Genomic DNA, 20,655 nt, shown 5'->3' on the forward strand with positions numbered 1-20,655 from the left:
TTACTTGTCCGTTATCAACTTAGGCGACAACCACAACCACCCTATTCCAACTAAAAATAGGATGTAACATAGTATAGGAGAAATTGGACGGTCAATCATAACTGTTCTGTTTTTGTTTACGGTATTTTTGAATCGCTTTTGATTTACGGCTATTGTTTCAGTAGTTCTTAGCGATTTCCAATCCATATCATCGTAAACATAGTATGAAAACCGGGAAGCACTATCTGTATTAATTTTTAACGTATTCCAGCCCTTTTTCTTTGGATAAACTGTACCAGAATACTTATTGGATATCATTGGTTTTTGAACTGTAGGTACAAGCCCTCCATCTTCATTGACGATAGAGAACTCTTTTAAATTTGTGTAAAGATCAATATCAAAGGGTTCGTCTACTAAAGGTATGTGAGTGACTGCCTTCCATTCTAATGCCACATTATTCTTTTTTATAATGGCATCTAAAATTTGGGTCCAATAATTTTCATAAGTTTCATCTGAACCATTTAACAATAACTGGTAACTATTTAAAATTGTGGTAGTTGCCACTCTTCCCAAACCCATTTGTTTATAGGCAGCTATGCAAGGACCATCCCATTTTAATATGGGCTGCACCAAAAATTGTTCATCAAAATCATATGGGTATTTTTCTAAAGTAATTGCACTATTGGGTAGTTGTATCTCATCTTTAGCATCTCGTTTAAATTTAAAATAAGATGAACTTTCATGAAGATCAAAAAGGAATTCACTTGGTTGAATGAACACTCCTAATCCGCTTTCCTGAATATTCTTTTCAAAACGATTTTTTATGGAAACGCCAAAACTAAAATAGGTATCTGCATCTGAAATAATCAGATCAAACTGATTCAAAACGGCATCGGTAAATTGATTTACGGGTAAACTACTGGTATTGAAATATTCAAACTTAAATTTACCTTTTGTAAATTGACTTCTAACAATTACTTCGTGCCCCTCTTCAGCCAAAAAGTTCTTTAAATATTTTGTTTCGAACGTGGGGAAGTTATTCAAAATCAAAACGCGCAAAGGTTTCTTTTCTTTAATTTCTATGGGTAATGGATTTGTATCTAACAAAACCCCCACACTGTCCTTTATAATTAGTTGATACACATAAGTACCACTAGTTTTAGGAGTTCCTGATAGTGAAAAATCAGTATTACCATTCTCAACAAATTGAAGGGAGTCCAACCCATTTCCCCTTGAATCCTCAAAAACTAAAAATGCCCCTTTTATCGGATGATTATAACTACCATTTACTTGAACCTTTTCACCTAACGTAATTTGATTTGCATATGATAAACGGTTGATTCCTAATGGGTTTTCGATTGGAATATATTCAACCGCCAAATCATTGAATAGCGAAAAATCATATGATGGTACGCCCTGCCCTATTACGTAAATACTGGTTAAGGAATCTAGTTCGTTTCTGATAGCTATTCCAGAATCATAATTCAACACTTTTATGCCTTTGTTCAATGACACTAGACTATCTTTCTGTTGTTCACTATATCCGTCGGTTAGTAAAAGTCCTTTTTGGTCATCTACCTCCACTTCCTTTGTTGGTTCTAACACTAATAGTACCACTGCGGCAATCGTTACAAATGCTACAATTGCATTTAAAGCAAAGCTCCCTCTACTTTTATTCACCCATTCCTTATAAAGATAAATAGCAAATAAAACCAACGCTCCTATAAAAACCGGTATCAAAACAACATTATGTACAAATGAAAATCCGTCAATCATAGGTTTCTAGTTGTTTTAGGAATAATGAATTGATTTCATCGGTATACGTATTGCGAGCACCTGGTATTTGTTTTGTTTTTGGTAGAGCTGACAACAAACCTTTCTGGACAGTTTTATAATTACTGATTGTTCTCCCCGTATTATTTTCTATTTGTTTTAATCCTTGAAGAACACCTAAATACTTACCTGGATTCTCTATTGCCAAGAGCGCCAACTCGTTACCTGCTTCTGCAAAAATTTCCTTATCAAGTTCATTGAAAATAACCTGCTTCTGAATTAATTCTTCTAACCGTGATATAGCTTTGGTCATTGCTGCGAAAGGTTGATCCAATTCTAGGTTTTCAGTCTTTCTAAAATTATCGATATCCTTTATAGAACCAGTTAATCTGCTTTCTTCCTTAATAGGCGGTGGATCAAAACCAATTCTATGAACATAAATTCGAGCACTGTTTTTTATTTCTTGAATCAATTTTAAGGCATCGTATTGAAATGGCAAAGATTTTTCAGGCTCATACAATCGCAAATACAATTCGGCATCCCACATAATGCTTAACGCCTTTCTTAATTTCGTTTTAAGGGATTCCTCAAATAATGTAGACTCTTCTGGGTCATCATGATTATGAAGGTAATCGTGCAAAGGGTCTTCCGCTTCTACTGATTCTTGTGAAGGAACCAGGTTATGTTCGTTATCACCATCATGGTCATGCGAGTATTCTTTCAATATATTTTCTTGATCTTCAGCATGATCATGGTCTTCACCTGCTTCAGCAGTTTCGATCTCACTTGGTGCTTCTGTCATTTCAGATTCATCACCCATAAATTGACCGTATTTTAAACGCAAGGCTTTTTGGTCAAATCCTAATTCGTTACTTCTAAATTTAAATTCTTGGGTTGATATCGTTGGTTTATCCTTTATTAGTTTTTCAGTATCGATAATCAATTGACGCTGACTTCTAAAATAATCGGGCATTTGGTCTACTCCTAAAGTTCCTTGAACTGCGAATTGGTCCGTAATCGTATCCTTTATGACGGCGAAATAGGTTTCGCTACGTGCTACACTCCGTTTGGGCTCTTTTTCATCGTAAGCTTCAATATAGAAATACAGCTCGTCCCCTACATCCATTTTTAAGGCATCTAAATCTATATTTTTACCTAGACTTAAACTGGTTTGCCCTCTTTGAATCGTTTGATTAAAATTTAGTTTTTCCTCCCTAAACTTTACGGATTCTCCCGACCCTTTACTGACCGTAGCAATGATGTATGCTTCATCTATGCCGTAATCATCGGTTATCGTACTTTGTAACTGAATTTTCTTAGTATCTGAAAAATCAAAATATGTGTATTGCTCCAAACCGATAATTTCGATTTCGGGTGGATTGTCAGGCAGGGCTTCAATCGAAAATAGATCGGAAGTAAACTCTACCCCTTCTTCATTCTTAAATTTAAAACTGTAAAACCCAGATTCTTTAAGCGATTGACGAATGGTATAACCATCATCTACTTTTTGTAACGGGAATGATTTGCCCATGCGCTCCATAAAAACACCAGAAATCGGATTATCGAATTTTAACCTCCAATCAATTTTTGAATTTACTACAGCTTTTACATTAGGCTCAGCCATGGTTTTATGACCTAGACGCGTATATGCTGGATAGGAAACCGAAATTACCTGATTCGTTATTTTCGGTAGTACCGATTCTTTTGAAAGTGTATCTTTAGCTATAAAATGAATATGCTCTGGATTTACATTAGAGTTGAAAACATCATCTACACCACTGAACAGGCCTAGCTTGTTTAAGAAAAAACCGACGGCTAAAAGCGTAACTAAAACCATACTGGCTTGCTTCACTTTATTAGGTGGAGTAATGGCTCCTAATCTTGTCTTAAGTTCGTGAGATACTTTATATCGTTGTAACCTGGCAAGGTTGGACAATGATTCTTCTGGCTGTAATAAAAGTCCGGTGCTAAAGGATGCTTCGGCTACATGTGCGTCGATATATGAACTGGTAGTATTTAAATTGTGAGACCAAGGGTGTTTTATTAAGAGTAGTAATATTAAAACAAGTGTAAAAACCGTCAATCCAATCAAAATATTACTGGCTAAGAAATAAGCGAACAAACCAATACCTAAAGCGTATAAAAACACTTCTAGATACCCTAACAGTTGCCACCGTTGGTTGAATTTTATCAAATGTTGTTTGCCCGATTCCATTACTGCTTTTTTAGATAAGCCACTAGGCGTTCAACTAGTAACAATGTAAATAACAACACCCATAAATAGGGTAGTAAATTAAACCTACCCAACTTAGGTCTCTTTGTCGTACTTGGCTTAAAATTCGTTTGCAATTCGGTTTCTGTTACTTGGCGAATGTCTGCTTCAGAAACTAATTCATCCAATTCTTTATTCACATATAAAATGTCTAATATATTTTCTACCAACCTTTGTTCAATGGCATTTTCGGCACTGATTCTTTTAGTCAAAACAAAGGTATTCGCTTCTGAACCTTCTTCAATTAGGGAATTTGCCACGGAATCCTTTTTATAAAACAAAAGCTTCTGATAAGAATTTGGTACAGGCTTCTCACTTAGCCAAACCGTAATGTCATACTTTTTCTTTTTTGGTACGACAGTATCCATATTGCTTTCTACTTTTATTTCTCGATCAAGATATTCTTCAAGTGTCGCAAATGCAGCCTCAAAAAATCTTTTATCATTCGCTAAACTGTCTTTATAAAAAATGGCTATATCTAAAGGTTTTTGAATAACAAGTGGCACCTTAATTGCATTTCCCTTGTTAGTTATTCTAAGGCTGTCCCCGCTAGAATTCACTGCGTACTCAGAACCAAGGGTAATTTGACCGCTAGAAACTTCAACTTTATTAGAGTTACCAAGTGCTGAATATAATTGTAAGTCCTTTTCATTTTGATACGCTATCAATGGCTTTTCTACCGTTTGCGCGGAATCAATCACCACCCATTTAATTTGATGATCGGTTTGTGGTCTTGACCCTTTTATACCTCTCGCATATCCTTTTGTAAAAACAACTATACTGTCCGTATTTAGCAAATCCGTTTCCGATGCTAACGACCAATAATCTGGTATCGCTACTACCCTTGAATAGTATGAATCATACTCCCAAAGAGGAAATCCTTTTTTGAAAAGACGAATTTCTTGTTCGTCGGCAAGACTATCTAACCGAGTCATGAAATTCTTGTTTTGACTAAGGTCCGGTTCCACTAAATAGGTCAATGAAGCATTATCTATTCTAGAATTCCAGATAGGTTTTGCTAAAACTAATGTCAATACACTTATGATGAGCATTCTTAAAAGCAATAGCCAAAGCTCATTCAATTGAATACTACTAGATTGTTTTGATTTTGATTCTGATAACAGCTGAATACTTCCAATTTTAATAGTCTTCGCCTCTTTCTTACTCCATAAATGGACTGCTATTGGAACCAATAACCCCAATAAAGCCCATAAGTACGTTGGATATGTGAATGACATATTAGTTGAGTCTTTTACGTTGTTTTAAAAATAATTGAAGTGCTTCGCCCAAATGGGCATCCATACGAAAGACATAATGATCAATTCCGTTCGAAAGTAATTCTTCTTTAATTTTTTTCAATCGATTTTCAAGGGAAGTCAAATACTCGGTCTTAGCTTTAACCGTATCTACCTTTACACGTGCTCCCGTTTCCCAATCTTCAAAAGTGATATTTGGCCCGTAATTAAAATCCATTTCTGCAGCACCCATAATCTGTAGTACAACAACTTCGTTTCTTGCTGATTTCAGCCCTTTGATAAAGCTTGAAATTTCCCTGCTAGATTCATACATATCCGTCAGGAAAAAAATCAATTCTTTTCCGCCTCTATTGGGTATTCGCTTATTGGATATATGGGTTTCAGGCCATTTTCCGGTGTTTGAAAGATTAATCAGTTCTAACAATAACCGATTGTAATGCTTTTTGTCCGCCTTTGGATAAACACTAAGGACATCGGTCTCATTTAAAGCAAATAATCCAACAGCGTCTCCCTGTTTATGAGCCATGTACCCCAATGTTGCCACGAGAACACGAACAAAGTCCATTTTGGACAAATCTGCTTCTTTATGTAACATTGAAGCACTTGAATCAATTATAAACTTAATAGTTACTTGACTTTCAATTTCAGATTGCTTGATATAATACCTGCCAGATCGTGCGAGCATTTTCCAATCTAACAGGCGTAAATCATCACCCGGTTCATAGCCCCGATATTGGCTGAACTCCATTCCAGGACCTACACTGACACTTCTATTCAAACCTGAGGTAAATCCTTCAACCACTATTCGAGATATCAATGATAGCCCCGAAACGGTATTGATGACTTCTGGTTTTAATAAATCGTGATAGTCCTGTTGTGCCATTTACTTGCCTTTTAGTTCAATGGCGTTCAATAAATGTGCAGCAACTTTATCTGAAGTAATACCTTCTGACTCTGCCCTGAAATTGACCAAAACCCTATGACGAAGCACTGGTAATGCCACACTTTCAATATCATTTAGAGTAACGGCCAATCTACCTTCTAACAAGGCATTAGCCTTTGCCGTTAAGATCATTGCTTGACCTGCACGCGGACCTGCACCCCAATCTACCCATTCTTTTACATAAGAATCCGTTGTTGTTTCTGGTCGTGTAGCACGAATGATATCACTAACAAAAGTAATAAGTGCATCACTAATGGAAACTTCACGAACCAATTGCTGTAATCTAACGATATCGTCACCAGATATGACTTTGTTTAAATTCCTTTTTACGGCGCCTGTAGTCGCTTTTAAAATTGCTTCTTCATCTTGTTTTGTTGGGTATCCTATTTTGATGTACAGTAAGAAACGGTCTTGCTGAGCTTCCGGCAAAACAAAGGTTCCAGATTGTTCTATGGGATTTTGGGTAGCCAAAATAAAGAACGGTTTATCTAATGGATAGGTTTTATCCCCATAAGTAACCTCAAACTCCTGCATAGCTTCTAACAATGCAGCTTGTGTTTTTGGTGGAGTACGGTTTATTTCATCTGCCAGAATAATATTCGAAAAAATAGGGCCCTTGTTGAACTTGAAAAACTTCTTACCTGTAGTATGGTCTTCCTCTAAAATCTCAGTCCCAATAATATCCGATGGCATTAAATCTGGTGTAAACTGAATACGCTTAAATTTTAAATCGATGGCATTCGCCAATGTTCTGATCATTAATGTTTTTGCCAAACCTGGCACTCCTTCTAACAATGCATGACCACCAGCTAAAAATGTAATCAGTAATTGAGAGACTGTCTCTTCTTGCCCAATTATCACCTTTCCTATTTCTTGTTTTAAGGCCTTTAATTTTCCAGAAAGCATTTCTACTTCATCTGCAATTCGTTGTAATTCTGTATCCATTCAAATATTTTTATGAAGTAAGGGCATATAATACTATGTTGACCCCAAACCGTGTATTGTCTATTTTGTACCAACGTTTGTTTCTAAAATCGTAATCCCATTCGCAACCGTAATCCTTATTACTGTAGAGTACGCCTATTCTGCCATTGATTTCTATTGCTTTCAAATAATCGTGTACCAAGTCGTCTCCCCAACCATTTAATTCCTGGGAGGTTGTTGGCGGGCCATCTTCGAAATCAAAGAAAATAGAATACATTTCGTGGTCGTTAGGTATTTTTTTTAATTCGGAAGAACCAAATATTTCCTCCATTTGTCGTTCGAAAGATTTTGCAAACAATCCGTCAATATCATGGTTGCAATCATCGGCAAAAACGAAGCCTCCATTTCGAACATACTTCTCGAAATTCTCTTTTTCCTTTTTGGTAAACTCCACCAGTTTGTGTCCGGATATATAACAAAACGGACTTTTAAAAATATCATCGCTAGCTAGGGTGATTATCTTTTCTTGGGTATCTACTTTCAATGTGGTGTATTCCACTAACGAATTCAACAAATTAGAAGGCATGCGCTGATCTACATCCCAATCTCCGGATTCATACTGTAATCTTGTAAAGAAAAATTCATTGCTCAATAGTGAAAACTTATTTAAAATTCAGCTGCAAAAAGAAAACTGGTTGTCGTGAAAGTTCACAAACAACCAGTTTAAATATTCAAAATATCATTTATACCGCATCGGAAAGACTGGTGAACGTAAAGTCACGAACCTTCATATATGGTATTAAATTACCATCAATACGAACTTGCTTACCAAGGGTTTCTAGATTATTCAACATGATTATCGGACTTTCATTAAACCTGAAATTCTTAACAGGGTATTTAATTTCTCCGTTTTCAATATAGAATGTTCCGTCTCTTGTTAATCCTGTATATAATAGGGTTTGTGGATCTACACTACGTATGTACCATAAGCGTGTAACCAAAATACCTTTTTTGGTACTCTTAATCAACTCCTCTAAGCTAGCATCACCACCTGCCATTACTACGTTCGATGGAAAAGGAACAGGATCAACTCCTTTTTCTTTTGCCCAAAACCTATCATATGCCAAATTTTTAACCACTCCGTTTTCTAACCAAGTTGTTTTCTTTAAGGGTTGCCCTTCTCCATTCCAAGTAGCTGTCGGTACTTCAGGATTCAATGGATCTGACCAAATACTTACACGTTCATCTACAATCTTCTCTCCTAATTTATTTGCACCATCTGCGGCGGACATAAAGCTTCTACCCTCATCGGCCGAACGTGCGTCTAAAGACCTGAACATATTTCGTAATAGATCAGATGAAGCAGCAGGTTCTAAAATAACAGTGTATTTACCCGGCTCAATTGCTTTTGCCTCTCTTGACATCACAGCTTTATCGATTGCAGTTTTCGCAGCCTCATCGGCATCAAACTTAGCAACATCATTAAAATCCCTTGATACCCATCCTGAACCTGTACCATCATTGGTACGCATAGTCACAGTAAAATCTACGTTGGTCGATTTGTTATAAGCAAAAAGTCCTTTAGAATTGATCATGGCACTAAAGCCGGCAGAATCATTTAAAAATCCTGCAGCGGTAACATCTTTAGCTGCTGCTGGCACAATACTACTGCTTGCTACTTCAGCTCTGTATTCTGGAGATATGTTCGCCGTTGATTCACTAAAACTTATTGATTCATCATACATCTGTGGGCCTAAAGGTTCCATAAATTCAGAATTCTCAGGTGACAGATTTGCTAATTCCTCAGCTCTTCTTACCACCTTTTCCAATGATGCATCATCGAATTCATCTATAGTTGCAGTACCTGATTTTTTACCAAAACTTGATTGTACCGCCAAGCTTTGATTAGAACTGTACCCAGATGTAGATACTGTATTACGCGCATACCTGATATTACCGCTATTGTAGCCGTTTAAATTTATTTCACAGGTATCGGCTTTGGAAAAGCTCAATGCCTTCTCCAAAATTTTTCTTGCTTCTTCTTTTGTATAAATTGCCATTGTTGTTCTGTTTTTGGGTAAACCTAATTAAATAGTTCTACCTGTGTTAATTACATTTACATCATTGAACCTAGCGGTAGAACTACCGTGAGATACGGCACTCGCCTGAGAAGGCTGTCCTTTACCGTCAAAGAAAGTACCAAATAATCGGTAATCACTTTCATCGCAAATCTTAACACATGAATTCCAAAATTCTTGGGTATTCGATTGGTAAGCCACATCTTCTAACATACCTACAATTTCACCATCTTTAATTTCATAGAACACAGTACCACCGAATTGGAAATTATAACGTTGCTGGTCAATTGAATAAGAACCACGACCGGCAATATAAATTCCTTTCTCTACATCTTTGATCATCTCAGAAATGGAATACTTTTCCTTACCTGGTTCTAAAGATACATTTGGCATACGCTGAAACTGAACATCATCCCAACTTTGTGCATAACAACATCCATGAGATTCGTTTTGGTCGATCATATGAACCTGGTCACGTATGGCTTGGAAATTGGTAAGTATACCATTTCGTACCAAATCCCACTTCTTGGTCTTAACACCTTCATCGTCAAACCCAACAGCACCTAATGAACCTACTTGAGTTTTATCGGCAACAAGGTTTACGATATCACTACCATATTTAAAATTACCAGATTTCAGTTTATCCAAAGAGGCGAAACTTGTACCCGCGTAATTGGCTTCGTAACCCAATACACGGTCCAATTCTAATGGATGACCAACAGATTCATGAATTGTTAATCCTAAATGATTAGGCTCTAATACTAGATCATATTTACCAGCATCAACCGATTTGGCTGTTAATTTTTCTTTAGCCTGCTTTGCTGCAATGGTAGCATCTTCTACCATATCATAGCTGTTTCTATACAAACGTAAGCCAGCAGGACCTTCTAATTTTTCAGATTCTAATCCATCCATATACTCATAACCCATACCTACAGGGGCACTCATATTTTCTCTGGTCTTAAAGTTACCTTTAGCCTTATCTATTGCAGTTACCCTAAATGTTGGCCATAACCTATGTATATCTTGATCTATGTAAGAACCGTCGGTAGAAGCAAAATATTTTTGCTCGTTTACCATAAATAAGGCTGAGTTTACATAATCGGCACCATTATCCAAAGCTGCTGCATTGGCAGTTAATAATAAATCTACCTTTTCTGAAACAGGAACTTCTTTAAAGTCTTTAGTTATTGGCGTTTTCCAAGAAACTTCACCATAAGCGTTTACCGGGGCAAGCTGAACTGGGTCTGTTTGAATTTTTGAATTTGCCTTTGCAATTGCCACCGCTTGTTCCGTCGCTTTTTTAATTCCGTCTTCTGTAACACTATTGGTTGAGGCAAAACCCCAAGTACCATTTGCGATGACACGGATACCTACACCGAAAGATTCTGTATTGACTACATTTTGTACTTTATCTTCCCTAGTAAAAACATATTGATTTAAATACCGACCTATTCTAGCATCTGCATAGGTTGCCCCTAAAGATTTCGCCGTATTTAAGGCTACATCTGCCATTCTCTTTTTCACCAGGGCATCCATACCCGGTTCTAGTAAAGCTTCCGTCGGGATGTCATTTCCTAGCAATAATGACGGCATCATTAGTGCTCCGGCACCCAACCCGGCGTACTGTACAAAATCTCTTCTTTTCATCTGTTAGTTTTAAATTGGTTTTTTAAGGTTACATCTACCTTTGGCACATCTAACCATAACATATAAGTATTCTAAGAATATTCGGTTCGTAAAAACTTGGTTTGTCACTATTCAAGCTTCTAAGAAAAACTACTATAATTAATCAGATTATTTTAATAATCTTAAAAGCATAAAATTTGTGATATTAATTACAGCCCTCTAAAAATAGAAAGGGTTTCTTAACAATTATGTTAACCTTAACATAAAATATAACTTATTATGCTCTTTTTAAGAATAACCTAAAAATGCCACCAGTATTTTCTGTTTATTCAATAACTTAGGATAGAATTACTAGAATTGAGTATATGAAAATGTATTACTCAATTTTTAGCTACCGATGCATTTTATCCAGAATCTCAATAATCTCGGTTTTCTTTCGAACCGAAACGGGTACATTCTCGCCGTTCTTGAGCATTAAATAACCGCCATCTGTTTTTATGTATGCACTTATGCATTGAAGATTGACTAAATGACTTTGATGCACCCGTATAAAATCATGACTACTTAAAAGCTCTGAAAAATACTTTAATGTTTTGGTAACGAATATCTTGCGTTTATCTTGAAGATGGAATATAGTGTTATTACTATCAGATTCACATCGTATAATATCATCCAAACTGACGATCATAATTTGGTCTAACGTATGTAAGGATATTTTATTAGGTTTTTTCTCCGGTGCAGAAATGGTTTCCTTTAAAATCTGAAGTCGTTCTTTATTAGGCTGTAGTTGTTCTTTTGCGCGTGAAATGGCTAAGCTTAAATCTTCGTTCGAATAGGGTTTTAATACATAATCGATTGCGGCAAACTTAAAAGCCCGTATGGCAAACTCATCACTTGCGGTTACAAATATAATTTTCGATTTTAAATCTGGGAAAATCTCTAAAATATCGAACCCTGTACCATCACCAAGTATGATATCCAAAAACAGGATATCTGGTTGGTTATGACGAAGCACTTTTGCAGCTTCCACTACACTCTGTGCAGTTGCGGTAATTTCAATATCTGGATGCCTTGCCTCTATATCCTTTTTTAAAAGGGTTAAGGCATCGATCATATCTTCTACTATTATCGCTGTGGGCATAGGTCTTTAATAATCTGTTAATAAAGGTATTTTAAAAGTAATCTTGGTACCCGCAATACTACCGTTTTCATTTTTTATTTCACCGATATACAAGGTATTTTTACCTGCAATCGATTCTAAGCGTTCTTTGGTCACTGTCAATGCCATAGATTGATGGTCTGTTTTTGGCTTTTCATCTTGAGATTTAAAAATACCTAATCCGTTATCAATTATATTACAATGCAAATGCGTTTCGTCAGTGCTGAAACCTATTTCAAGTTTGCCCGGTTTATCGCCTTTTAAAATTCCATGTCTAATGGCATTTTCTACAAATGGCTGAATTAACATTGGCGGAATCAAAATTTCTTCTGCATCGGGATTGGTTTGAACATCAAAAGCGAATTCAAAAGGTTTCTGTGCCATTAATTGCTCTACTTCTACATAATGCCGTAATGCTTTAATTTCTTGATCTAAACTGATATGTTCCTTTCGTGAATTCTGAAGCGTTTCCCTTAGTAAAATTGCAAAACTATTTATGGTAGCATCCATCTTTTCCGGCTTATTAACTGCCATAGCTTTTACGCCATTCAAGACGTTGAATATAAAATGCGGATTCATTTGCAACTGAAGTGCTTTCTGCTCTAAGGTAAGTAGGTAATTCTGTGTTTTTAATCGTTCTTGTTCGGCTTTATTTTTTGCTTTAATTTTTCTGATATACACCAGACCAAAACCTAACAATATCAAAATTGCCAATGCTAAAACCGACCATTGAAACCAATCTTTTTTATACAGCGGACTATCAATGAAAAAGCTGAATTTAATGGGCGCACTTTCTTGCCACCTATAGTTTCTAGATTGTACCGAAAAATTATGTGAACCGTATGCCAGACCTGCAAAATTTTGCTTGGTCTCTTTTACCCATGGGCTCCAATCGGTATCATCCAATCTTGTTCTGTATTCTATTTCATTAGGGTGGTGTACATCGACCGTTCTAAATGAAAATCCTAATTGCGTTTGATCTGGATTTAATTGTAGCACCTTATTACTGTTGGTCCAATCTTTTAAAATTAAGGAATCAATTTTTTTATAGCGCTCCTCTACTCCTGTCAGATATACTGTTGGAGGTAATGATGCCTTCTTGCTTTCACTTGGTATATGCTTGGTCAAACCATAAATAGCCCCGAACCAAAGGTTACCTTGGTCATCCTTATCTACGGCATTTAAGCACGTTTCTATTCCTAAAAAACCGTCATTTCTGCCAAAGTGATAAACGTCTTCGATCTCGTTAGTAGGATTCAATTCTATTTTATCGACTCCTCGCTCAGAACCTGCCCACAAATATCCTTGATCATCAAAAATGAGTTGATAAATGTTATTTGATGATAATTTTTTAGCTCCCTTAAGTTGTTGGAAATTTGTCGGATTACTACTATTTGCAAACCAAATACCTTTACCTGAAGTACCTAGATAGATGTTCTCTTTGTCAAAAAGAATAGTTCCAATAGAAGTTTGCTGTTCCAGACCTGTTTCAACAGCTGTAACTTTATTATTCTCAATATAACCTAGATATCCGTTTTGTGTTGCGTACCAAAAGCTACCATTTGGACCTTTTACAAAATCTTTTATCGGCATATCTGAAATACCATCTCCCTTTGTAAACGTTTTTCGAACGACGAGACTATCGTTATCAGAATAATAATTGAATTTCACAATACCATTGGCATAGGTAGCTGCCCAGATATCATCGTCTTCTGCAATTATCACACGAACCCAATCTGACGGAAAGCCTTTGCTCTCATCTATAATATGATTGGTTGTTTTCTCTACTGAAACGGTATCAATTTGTATTAAATAGGTTTCGCTAGAAGAGAATACCAAGCTATCGACCATTTCAGTTTCCCTGAACAACAAACCTCTATTGTCTGAACCTGCCCAAATATTGCCTTTTGTATCACTTGTAATCGTCTTGATCTTTACATCGAAAAACGAACCTTCATTTTGTAAGGGATGAATTCCCGAGGAATCTATTTTTGACAAGCCAGCTTCTGAAGTGGAAAACCATAATCCGTCTGCTGCGTTATGTACAGCATATACTCGATTTCCCTTAAGACCTGATCTTTGATTATAGTGCTTAAAGTTATTCTGAAAGTACTTGTAAAAACCTCCACCAGATGTTGCGATCCATAAATTTCCGTTATCATCGTTAACCACTTTTCTAATATGCGGAGTTGCAAAACCACTAGAAGTATTCAACTGCTTTACCTCAGCAAATTTGTTCGTTTCTACAATTGCGATCCCTTCATTGTCAGTAGCTATCCATAATTCATCTTTATTCTGAATTGACATGGAATTTATACGAGATGGTTCTGGCATTAGAAATTGAATATCGTTATTTTCTTGATCAATTATAAAAACACCATCATCAAAAGTTGCCGCAAGTATTTTATTTTGATGAGCAATAACGGACTTGAAATTATTGACTTCTAATTTTGTTTTTTCTGTTGCTGAATCACTCAATTTATTAAGCTTCCATAAGCCATTATCCGTAGCTAACCAATAGTAATTTCCATCAAAAAGTATGGAGTTGATTTCGCTGGAATCTATTTCAGAATTAATAGTAATCTTAATTAATTCCTTGTTTTTAGAATAATTATAAACTCCCCTTTTAGTACCAATAAATAATCGGTTTTCGGACGGATAGAACTTAAGAATTTGTGGAGATTCAAAATTTATAAAGTTATTCTTTACTTTTATTGAAAGTCCTTTTCTACTCCCAACAAAAAGAGAATCGTTAGATGTATATAAGGCATCGATATAATTAGAAAGCAAACCATCACTTTCATTCCATACCTCAAATATTTCTCCGTCGAAATTTGCCAATCCGCCACCTTGGGTTCCCAACCACAAGTAGCCCATTTCATCTTGTACAATATCATATACTTGTGACTGTGGCAAACCATCTGAAATGGTATACGCTCTTAACTGACTGTTTTGCGCAATCAGCTGCATTGTCCCGAAGAAACAAAAAAAGCATAAAAAGGATTTAAAAAGCAGATTCAAATATGGTTATTATTTTAAGTAATTAATTAACGCTGTTATAGCTATAATATTTGATAAAGTGAACGGTCTTCTACCGTTACATTTTGGTATTCATTTTCATCATTAGACTGCAAAATAGGTGCCAATACACAGAGCACGGTCGTTTTTCCTTTGATCATCAATCTATTTCCTTGTATAGTACTTCTCCATCGGAATTTCTCTATAGGGATGTTTAACTTATACAGTACCTCAGCCATTTCTGGAGATTCCGATATCCAATCCATAATAGCATCTTTGTCTTCTAAAGTAGGAATATCATCAACGGAATCAAAAGTAAACTCCCAATCTACGGGAATATTAAACTTGAAGCTGTATGCTTTACCAAAGGCGGACTCTTGTCTTGTTTTTAAAGCGGTAAACCAATCTATATTTAAATGTGGATAGTCTTGTTTGAATTCTTTGGCAATATGTGCAGGTCCCTGAGATTCTGCCGTAGGGTAATAGCCGTAATATGGTTTTGCTAAATAATGGTCTGCATATTTACCACCGAAAACATTAAAATAGGTTGATGCATATACTTGTTTTGCTCCAAAGGTGTTTTTAAGTTCTTGTAAAAGTTCTTGATTTTCCCCTAACCCACAAGAATGAAAAATGATTTTAGAAACTGAAGTCGCGCTATTCGCAATTGTCCGAATACTATTTTCCTGAATAGCATTTTGTAAAGTCTTTAAGGTGATACGCTCACCGGTTTCTGTAGTTTTTAAAGACATACCTAACCAGGCATTACTATGGCTTACAATGTGTATTTCCTTAAAATGAATTTGTTGCTCTCCAGCCCTATTCAAGTACTTTACAATCTCATCAATGGAATACAAACCCTCTACAATTTGTATTTCTTTCTTGTCAAAATAGCGTTTCGCATTGGTATAATAGGTATTATCACTATCGTCAAAACCAGCAATAAAAACAATAGATTTTTGAATCAATTCTATTTTCGAAGGCGAAGCAAGTGCCGTTTCCGACTGTTGCGAAAACGGCTTCTTACTACCAAGCATCAGCATATAAACCAATACTATAATTAAACTCTTATTCATGTATATATTTTAAAAGTCAATAGTAACCACAGCATCATCTTTGATTTCAGGAACTTCATCTTTTTTAGTCAACTTAGATCCGTTCCATACATATGGCGTAGTAATGAATTCTACGTTGTTCTGGGCCAAAGCATCATCAAGTGTTTTGATATTCTTGGTAATGGTTGTTTTCAATAAAATGGTACTCTTAACACCTTGCATATCCGATGGAAAAACAAAAGTCTCGGTCTTTAAATAATTGGTATCTGCAGAGTCTATTAAATTAGCAACTTTTTTAAACCGTCCATTATTCCAGAATATATAGCTCTTACCGACTTGATAACCAGAATCAGCATCGGTTAAATCTACCGTGATTACATCTTCTACATTGAACATACCTAAACTACCATGGTTTTCAACATGTACCGGAATCGCAGAAAGACTATCCAATACCATTTTGTCTAATTGTTGTCCGTTTTTGAAAGCTCGTAACTGGTACTTTACTTCTGTTACTCCCGATGCGTTTTTCGCACTACTCTCATAGCCATAAACAAACTTCACCTGGTTGTCTGCAATACTACCGAAGGACTTTTGGGCGATCATTCCTCCCCAAACCCAACCGGTTTCATTTCCTGTTGTTACACGATACCAGTGGCTTTTGATACCATCTATTTCCTTGGCATACATGCTCTTTTCCCAAAGCACCATTTTAGTACCAATATCAAGAAGAGTTATCTTTTTACTTTTGACAGATGGCTTTTCCCTTAGAAAAACTTTATGGGCAAGTAGATACTCATAGGTAAGCTCTTCAACCGGTATTTCTTTGTCCATAATTTCAAATTCAACTTGGTCTGTTTGTGCGAATACATTTACAAATGCAAATAAGCATAGGAATAAGGCACTTTTCTTTAAATTTTTCATGATTCTAAATTTTAAGGATTATTAATAATTAATTGCTGTAAAAGCGTCTTCAGTATTAAAGTCATTATCGTTCCAAGCAATGCTTCTAAGTACATTAATGTCTTTAATGGTATATGTTTCTGTGTATTGTAATGCAGCTTTTAGAATTGTTTCTTCCTTGCCATAGGACTGAATAGGAAAAATGTAATGTATGTCTGATATAGGTTCATATGCATACTCATTTTTGATACTTGGCAAGGCGATAAAATCATTATCATTTCTCACCAAATAATAGAACTCCTCTGTGCTTGCACAGCAAACATTGTATTCAATGGTAATCTTTAATATTTCGGTTACATTTTCTAGACCTGGATTCTCTAAAACTGAAATTCGTATTTCGTCTAACAAGCCGAAATTGGAAATAGCCAGTGACGCAATAGGATTTTCCGGATTATCTTTTACTATGACATCAACAAGCCAAATATCTTCCTCTTCTTGACCACTGCTTCTTTGGTTTAAAATATCATAGGTATCCGTTAATTGAAACTCCTGTGCATTAGTGATATAAATGCTAAATAAGATGGCTAAAAGAGTTAAATTTTTCATACTGTTTATTTTTAGTTGTTTTGTTTCTACACCTCTAAATTATAGCAGAGACAGCGCTTTTAAGGGGGTGTTCTAGTATTCGTAGCATCTTATCTAGAATTCGTTGAAATACTCGAATTTATTCACCTTTCACATATTCTCTCTAGATATTATTGCAAAAGAAAAACCTGCAAGATTTTATATTTCTTACAGGTCTTCTTCTCTCTCAGGAGAACCAACTAATTAAAAACTAACAAACTATTTTTTTAAGGTCAAGGTCATTTCTTTTTTGACGGATTTCAATTCGATTTTCTCAAATTCCCATTGCATTTTCTTATCTACTGTCCAGATTGTATTTTCTAATTTTTCAACGCTAATTACTTTGCCTTTCGAATTGAATTTTATGCGTAGGCTATCATACTTTTTCAAGTAATCGGTTACTAATTTGATATACATCACCTTGAATTCCATTGTCAATCTTCTTTTTATATTTTTCTCTATATTGGTTTCAAAATTCATAATGAAAGTGTGTTTGAATTTGCTACTTTCTTTTACCTCAGCTTCTGCTCCTACGGCCGAATTATTTACTTTATTAGGCATTGGCAATGGTTGCTTCACTTGGGTCAATATGCCATCTTTATTCGCTATTTCCTCATCTACAGCTACGAAAGAAGTGTAATTGGTAAGCAAATTGTACTTAAGCCCCAACCCTATTACATCTGCTTTTACATCTTCATTAAATAAGTTGAAATAATCATCTAACTCGCCTATTTTTTTTCTTGCCCACAAATAGCCCAATGCTTTATTCGCTTTGCTTAAATACCCGTCGGATACATTATACACATCTCTAAACCGTTTTTTACCCTGATAGCCGGTTACTATAATTTTACCCTCGGCTTTTCCACGATATTTACCGTAAATTATTACCGGTCTTGCCGCAAATACATCTGGTATACTTTTCTGGGCAAGGTCATACATATCAAATCCTTTGGATTCAATCTTTACTCGCGTTAATAATGGTGTGGCAATATATTTTGCAAAATACTTGGCTACTTCTTGGGCTTCCTCAGAAGTAGTGGCAATAAAAGAATCGCTATTAGATACCTTAGCCATACCTTCTATTAAATATCTGTTTACACTAGAACCTATTCCAAAAGTGAAGACATTGGCTTGGTCAAGGTTATTACCAATAAGCTTAAAAGCTTCCTTTTCAACGCTCACATATCCATCGGTAATGATGACCATAGAACGCGCAACACCCATATCTTTCCTTGGTAGTTTGTAAGCAAAATTCAATGCGCTTAATAATTGGGTACCTCCACCTCCTTGACCATCGGACAGGAAGCGTATGGCTGCTTCAATATTCTGTTCATTGATCTCTACTGATACCGGACTAAATACTGTAGAGCTAGACGCAAATAGTTGTACGTTGAAGGTATCCGTCATTCGTAATCCGCACAACAGATTTCGCATCAACTCTCTGGAAACTTCTAATGGATACCCGTTCATAGAGCCCGATACATCTACAATAAACAAATACTCACGTACAGGGATATCATCTAAATCCACATCTTTATTGGGTTCCATTTGATAGGTGAAGAAATTTTCATCCTCGGCTTCATACAGTAATAATCCTGTCCGTATTTGATTTCCACGAAGATTATAATTCAAAATAAAATCTCTATTCGACGGATTTTCATTTTCCTCGGATAAAAATACCTCAGCGATTTTTGCATTAGGATGATTAACGGTTACATCATGACTAGAACTATAAATATTCTGAATAATCATACCTGCATTTAGATTAACCGTTATATCAAAATCAAAACTGTCCGAAATTCCCTTAGCGGTGTATGGCATATTGAAACTGTCCTCATTTTTAGAACTTTCACCTGTAAATCTTGGACCCACCACTGCCGGTGCCACAAATTGATATTCGCCATTTACAGGAACCAATATTTCTGTGTAATATATATCAATTGCAATCTTATCCCCAGCCATAATATTACCTACGTTCATTTGAAAAACATTGGGCCTATCTTGGTCTAATTTTGCAGCACGTTTGCCTTCGTTCAGGGCAGTTTCATACACTTTTTGTGCTTCTTGTCGTTCAAATATTTTAGCATTAACAATTCTATTGCCGATGGCCATTTGCATTTTATGAACCGCCGCTTGAGTAGAAAGTGGAAATACATATTTAGCTTCTATTGGCTCTGCTCCTTTATTTTGATATACTTGAGAAACGCGAACAAGGGCAATGGTTCCCGATATCTCAACCACTGTTTTTGAAGATTTTAAAGGAATGACCGCATTCTCGTTAGCTACCAATAAATACGGACTGTTATCATCTTGGGAGAAACCTATAAAAAAGGTAAAGCATAGTAAAATGGTGTAGAGTAATTTCATGATCGCTATTTTTAGATTCATATTATTTAAAGTCAAATCTATCTAGGAACAATCGGAAATAATGGAAGCTTTTAGTATTCGTTGAGAATGAACTAGAATTCGTTGATCGCTAAATTTTTCTTGCTACTGACCAATATCATAGATGGCCATACCAATGATCAATATATTTATGGAATCATTAGAAAACTGTTGGTCATGAGAAGAAATTTGGACAAAAAAGAATGTGTAACACTGCTTGAACAAAACTACATTGGTAGACTAGCTTATATTTCTGGTGGATGCCCACACATAGTACCCATAACCTATTTTTATGACCCTGAAACCCATTCAATAACCAGTTATTCATCTGAAGGCCATAAAATTCAGGAGATGAGAAAAAATACAGCCGTTTGTTTAGCTGTAGATGAAATAGCTTCTATCTCTAATTGGAAGTCAGTACTTTTACAAGGTACTTTTGAAGAACTCTCTCGTATTGATGCGAAACATATGCTTCACGAGTTTTCTGAGGGAGTAAAAAAAGTTATTAAAAACAATTACGGTGAGCATCCAAAATACATAAGCGAGTTTTCAGCAAAAATAGATGCTGAAGATACTCCCATTGTATTTCGAATAAAAATTACGGAATTAACTGGAAAGCTTCGAAAAAATAATTTTTAGAATTTAGTCCGAAAAATAAAA

Annotated in this window: 15 protein-coding genes; 1 reads left to right on the forward strand and 14 read right to left on the reverse strand. The window is 35.7% G+C overall.

Annotated elements, in window-relative coordinates:
• The 14 genes from AACZ41_RS07360 to AACZ41_RS07425 form a co-directional block, all read right to left on the reverse strand.
• Positions 1–1,755 (reverse strand): hypothetical protein, encoded by a 1,755-nt coding sequence (locus AACZ41_RS07360; protein ID WP_339627734.1) that lies wholly within the window; start codon positions 1,753–1,755, stop codon positions 1–3.
• Positions 1,748–3,967: a tryptophan-rich sensory protein gene (locus AACZ41_RS07365; protein ID WP_339627735.1), complete on the reverse strand. Its 2,220-nt coding sequence runs from the start codon at positions 3,965–3,967 to the stop codon at positions 1,748–1,750. The genes AACZ41_RS07360 and AACZ41_RS07365 overlap by 8 nt, the downstream gene beginning before the upstream one ends.
• Positions 3,967–5,262, reverse strand: a complete 1,296-nt coding sequence (locus AACZ41_RS07370) for a BatA domain-containing protein (protein WP_339627736.1) — start codon at positions 5,260–5,262, stop codon at positions 3,967–3,969. The genes AACZ41_RS07365 and AACZ41_RS07370 overlap by 1 nt, the downstream gene beginning before the upstream one ends.
• 1 nt (position 5,263) lies before the next feature.
• Entirely contained in the window at positions 5,264–6,163 is a 900-nt protein-coding gene (locus tag AACZ41_RS07375) for a DUF58 domain-containing protein (protein ID WP_339627737.1), read from the reverse strand.
• Positions 6,164–7,168, reverse strand: a complete 1,005-nt coding sequence (locus AACZ41_RS07380; RefSeq protein ID WP_339627738.1) for a MoxR family ATPase — start codon at positions 7,166–7,168, stop codon at positions 6,164–6,166.
• Positions 7,169–7,178: 10 nt separating this feature from the next.
• The gene (locus AACZ41_RS07385) at positions 7,179–7,799 is read right to left on the reverse strand and encodes a DUF4159 domain-containing protein (protein WP_339627739.1); all 621 of its coding nucleotides are present in this window, start codon (positions 7,797–7,799) and stop codon (positions 7,179–7,181) included.
• A 91-nt stretch (positions 7,800–7,890) separates the two neighbouring features.
• Positions 7,891–9,207 (reverse strand): TldD/PmbA family protein, encoded by a 1,317-nt coding sequence (locus AACZ41_RS07390; RefSeq protein WP_339627740.1) that lies wholly within the window; start codon positions 9,205–9,207, stop codon positions 7,891–7,893.
• A gap of 27 nt (positions 9,208–9,234) precedes the next feature.
• Positions 9,235–10,875: a TldD/PmbA family protein gene (locus AACZ41_RS07395; RefSeq protein WP_339627741.1), complete on the reverse strand. Its 1,641-nt coding sequence runs from the start codon at positions 10,873–10,875 to the stop codon at positions 9,235–9,237.
• Positions 10,876–11,245: 370 nt separating this feature from the next.
• The gene (locus AACZ41_RS07400) at positions 11,246–11,995 is read right to left on the reverse strand and encodes a LytTR family DNA-binding domain-containing protein (RefSeq protein WP_339627742.1); all 750 of its coding nucleotides are present in this window, start codon (positions 11,993–11,995) and stop codon (positions 11,246–11,248) included.
• Positions 11,996–12,001: 6 nt separating this feature from the next.
• Complete coding sequence (locus AACZ41_RS07405; protein ID WP_339627743.1) at positions 12,002–14,983, reverse strand: two-component regulator propeller domain-containing protein; 2,982 nt, start codon at positions 14,981–14,983, stop codon at positions 12,002–12,004.
• A gap of 92 nt (positions 14,984–15,075) precedes the next feature.
• Positions 15,076–16,107 (reverse strand): hypothetical protein, encoded by a 1,032-nt coding sequence (locus AACZ41_RS07410; RefSeq protein WP_339627745.1) that lies wholly within the window; start codon positions 16,105–16,107, stop codon positions 15,076–15,078.
• A 9-nt stretch (positions 16,108–16,116) separates the two neighbouring features.
• Positions 16,117–17,007, reverse strand: a complete 891-nt coding sequence (locus AACZ41_RS07415; protein WP_339627746.1) for an SH3 domain-containing protein — start codon at positions 17,005–17,007, stop codon at positions 16,117–16,119.
• A gap of 21 nt (positions 17,008–17,028) precedes the next feature.
• Complete coding sequence (locus tag AACZ41_RS07420) at positions 17,029–17,592, reverse strand: hypothetical protein (RefSeq protein WP_339627748.1); 564 nt, start codon at positions 17,590–17,592, stop codon at positions 17,029–17,031.
• A 237-nt stretch (positions 17,593–17,829) separates the two neighbouring features.
• Positions 17,830–19,977: a VIT domain-containing protein gene (locus AACZ41_RS07425; protein WP_339627749.1), complete on the reverse strand. Its 2,148-nt coding sequence runs from the start codon at positions 19,975–19,977 to the stop codon at positions 17,830–17,832.
• 195 nt (positions 19,978–20,172) lie between these two features.
• Here AACZ41_RS07425 and AACZ41_RS07430 point away from each other — a divergent pair, with 195 nt between their 5' ends.
• Positions 20,173–20,634, forward strand: a complete 462-nt coding sequence (locus AACZ41_RS07430) for a pyridoxamine 5'-phosphate oxidase family protein (RefSeq protein ID WP_339627750.1) — start codon at positions 20,173–20,175, stop codon at positions 20,632–20,634.
• Positions 20,635–20,655: the final 21 nt, after the last annotated feature.

This window comes from uncultured Maribacter sp. (assembly GCF_963974015.1).
In the GTDB taxonomy this organism is placed as follows: Bacteria; Bacteroidota; Bacteroidia; order Flavobacteriales; family Flavobacteriaceae; genus Maribacter.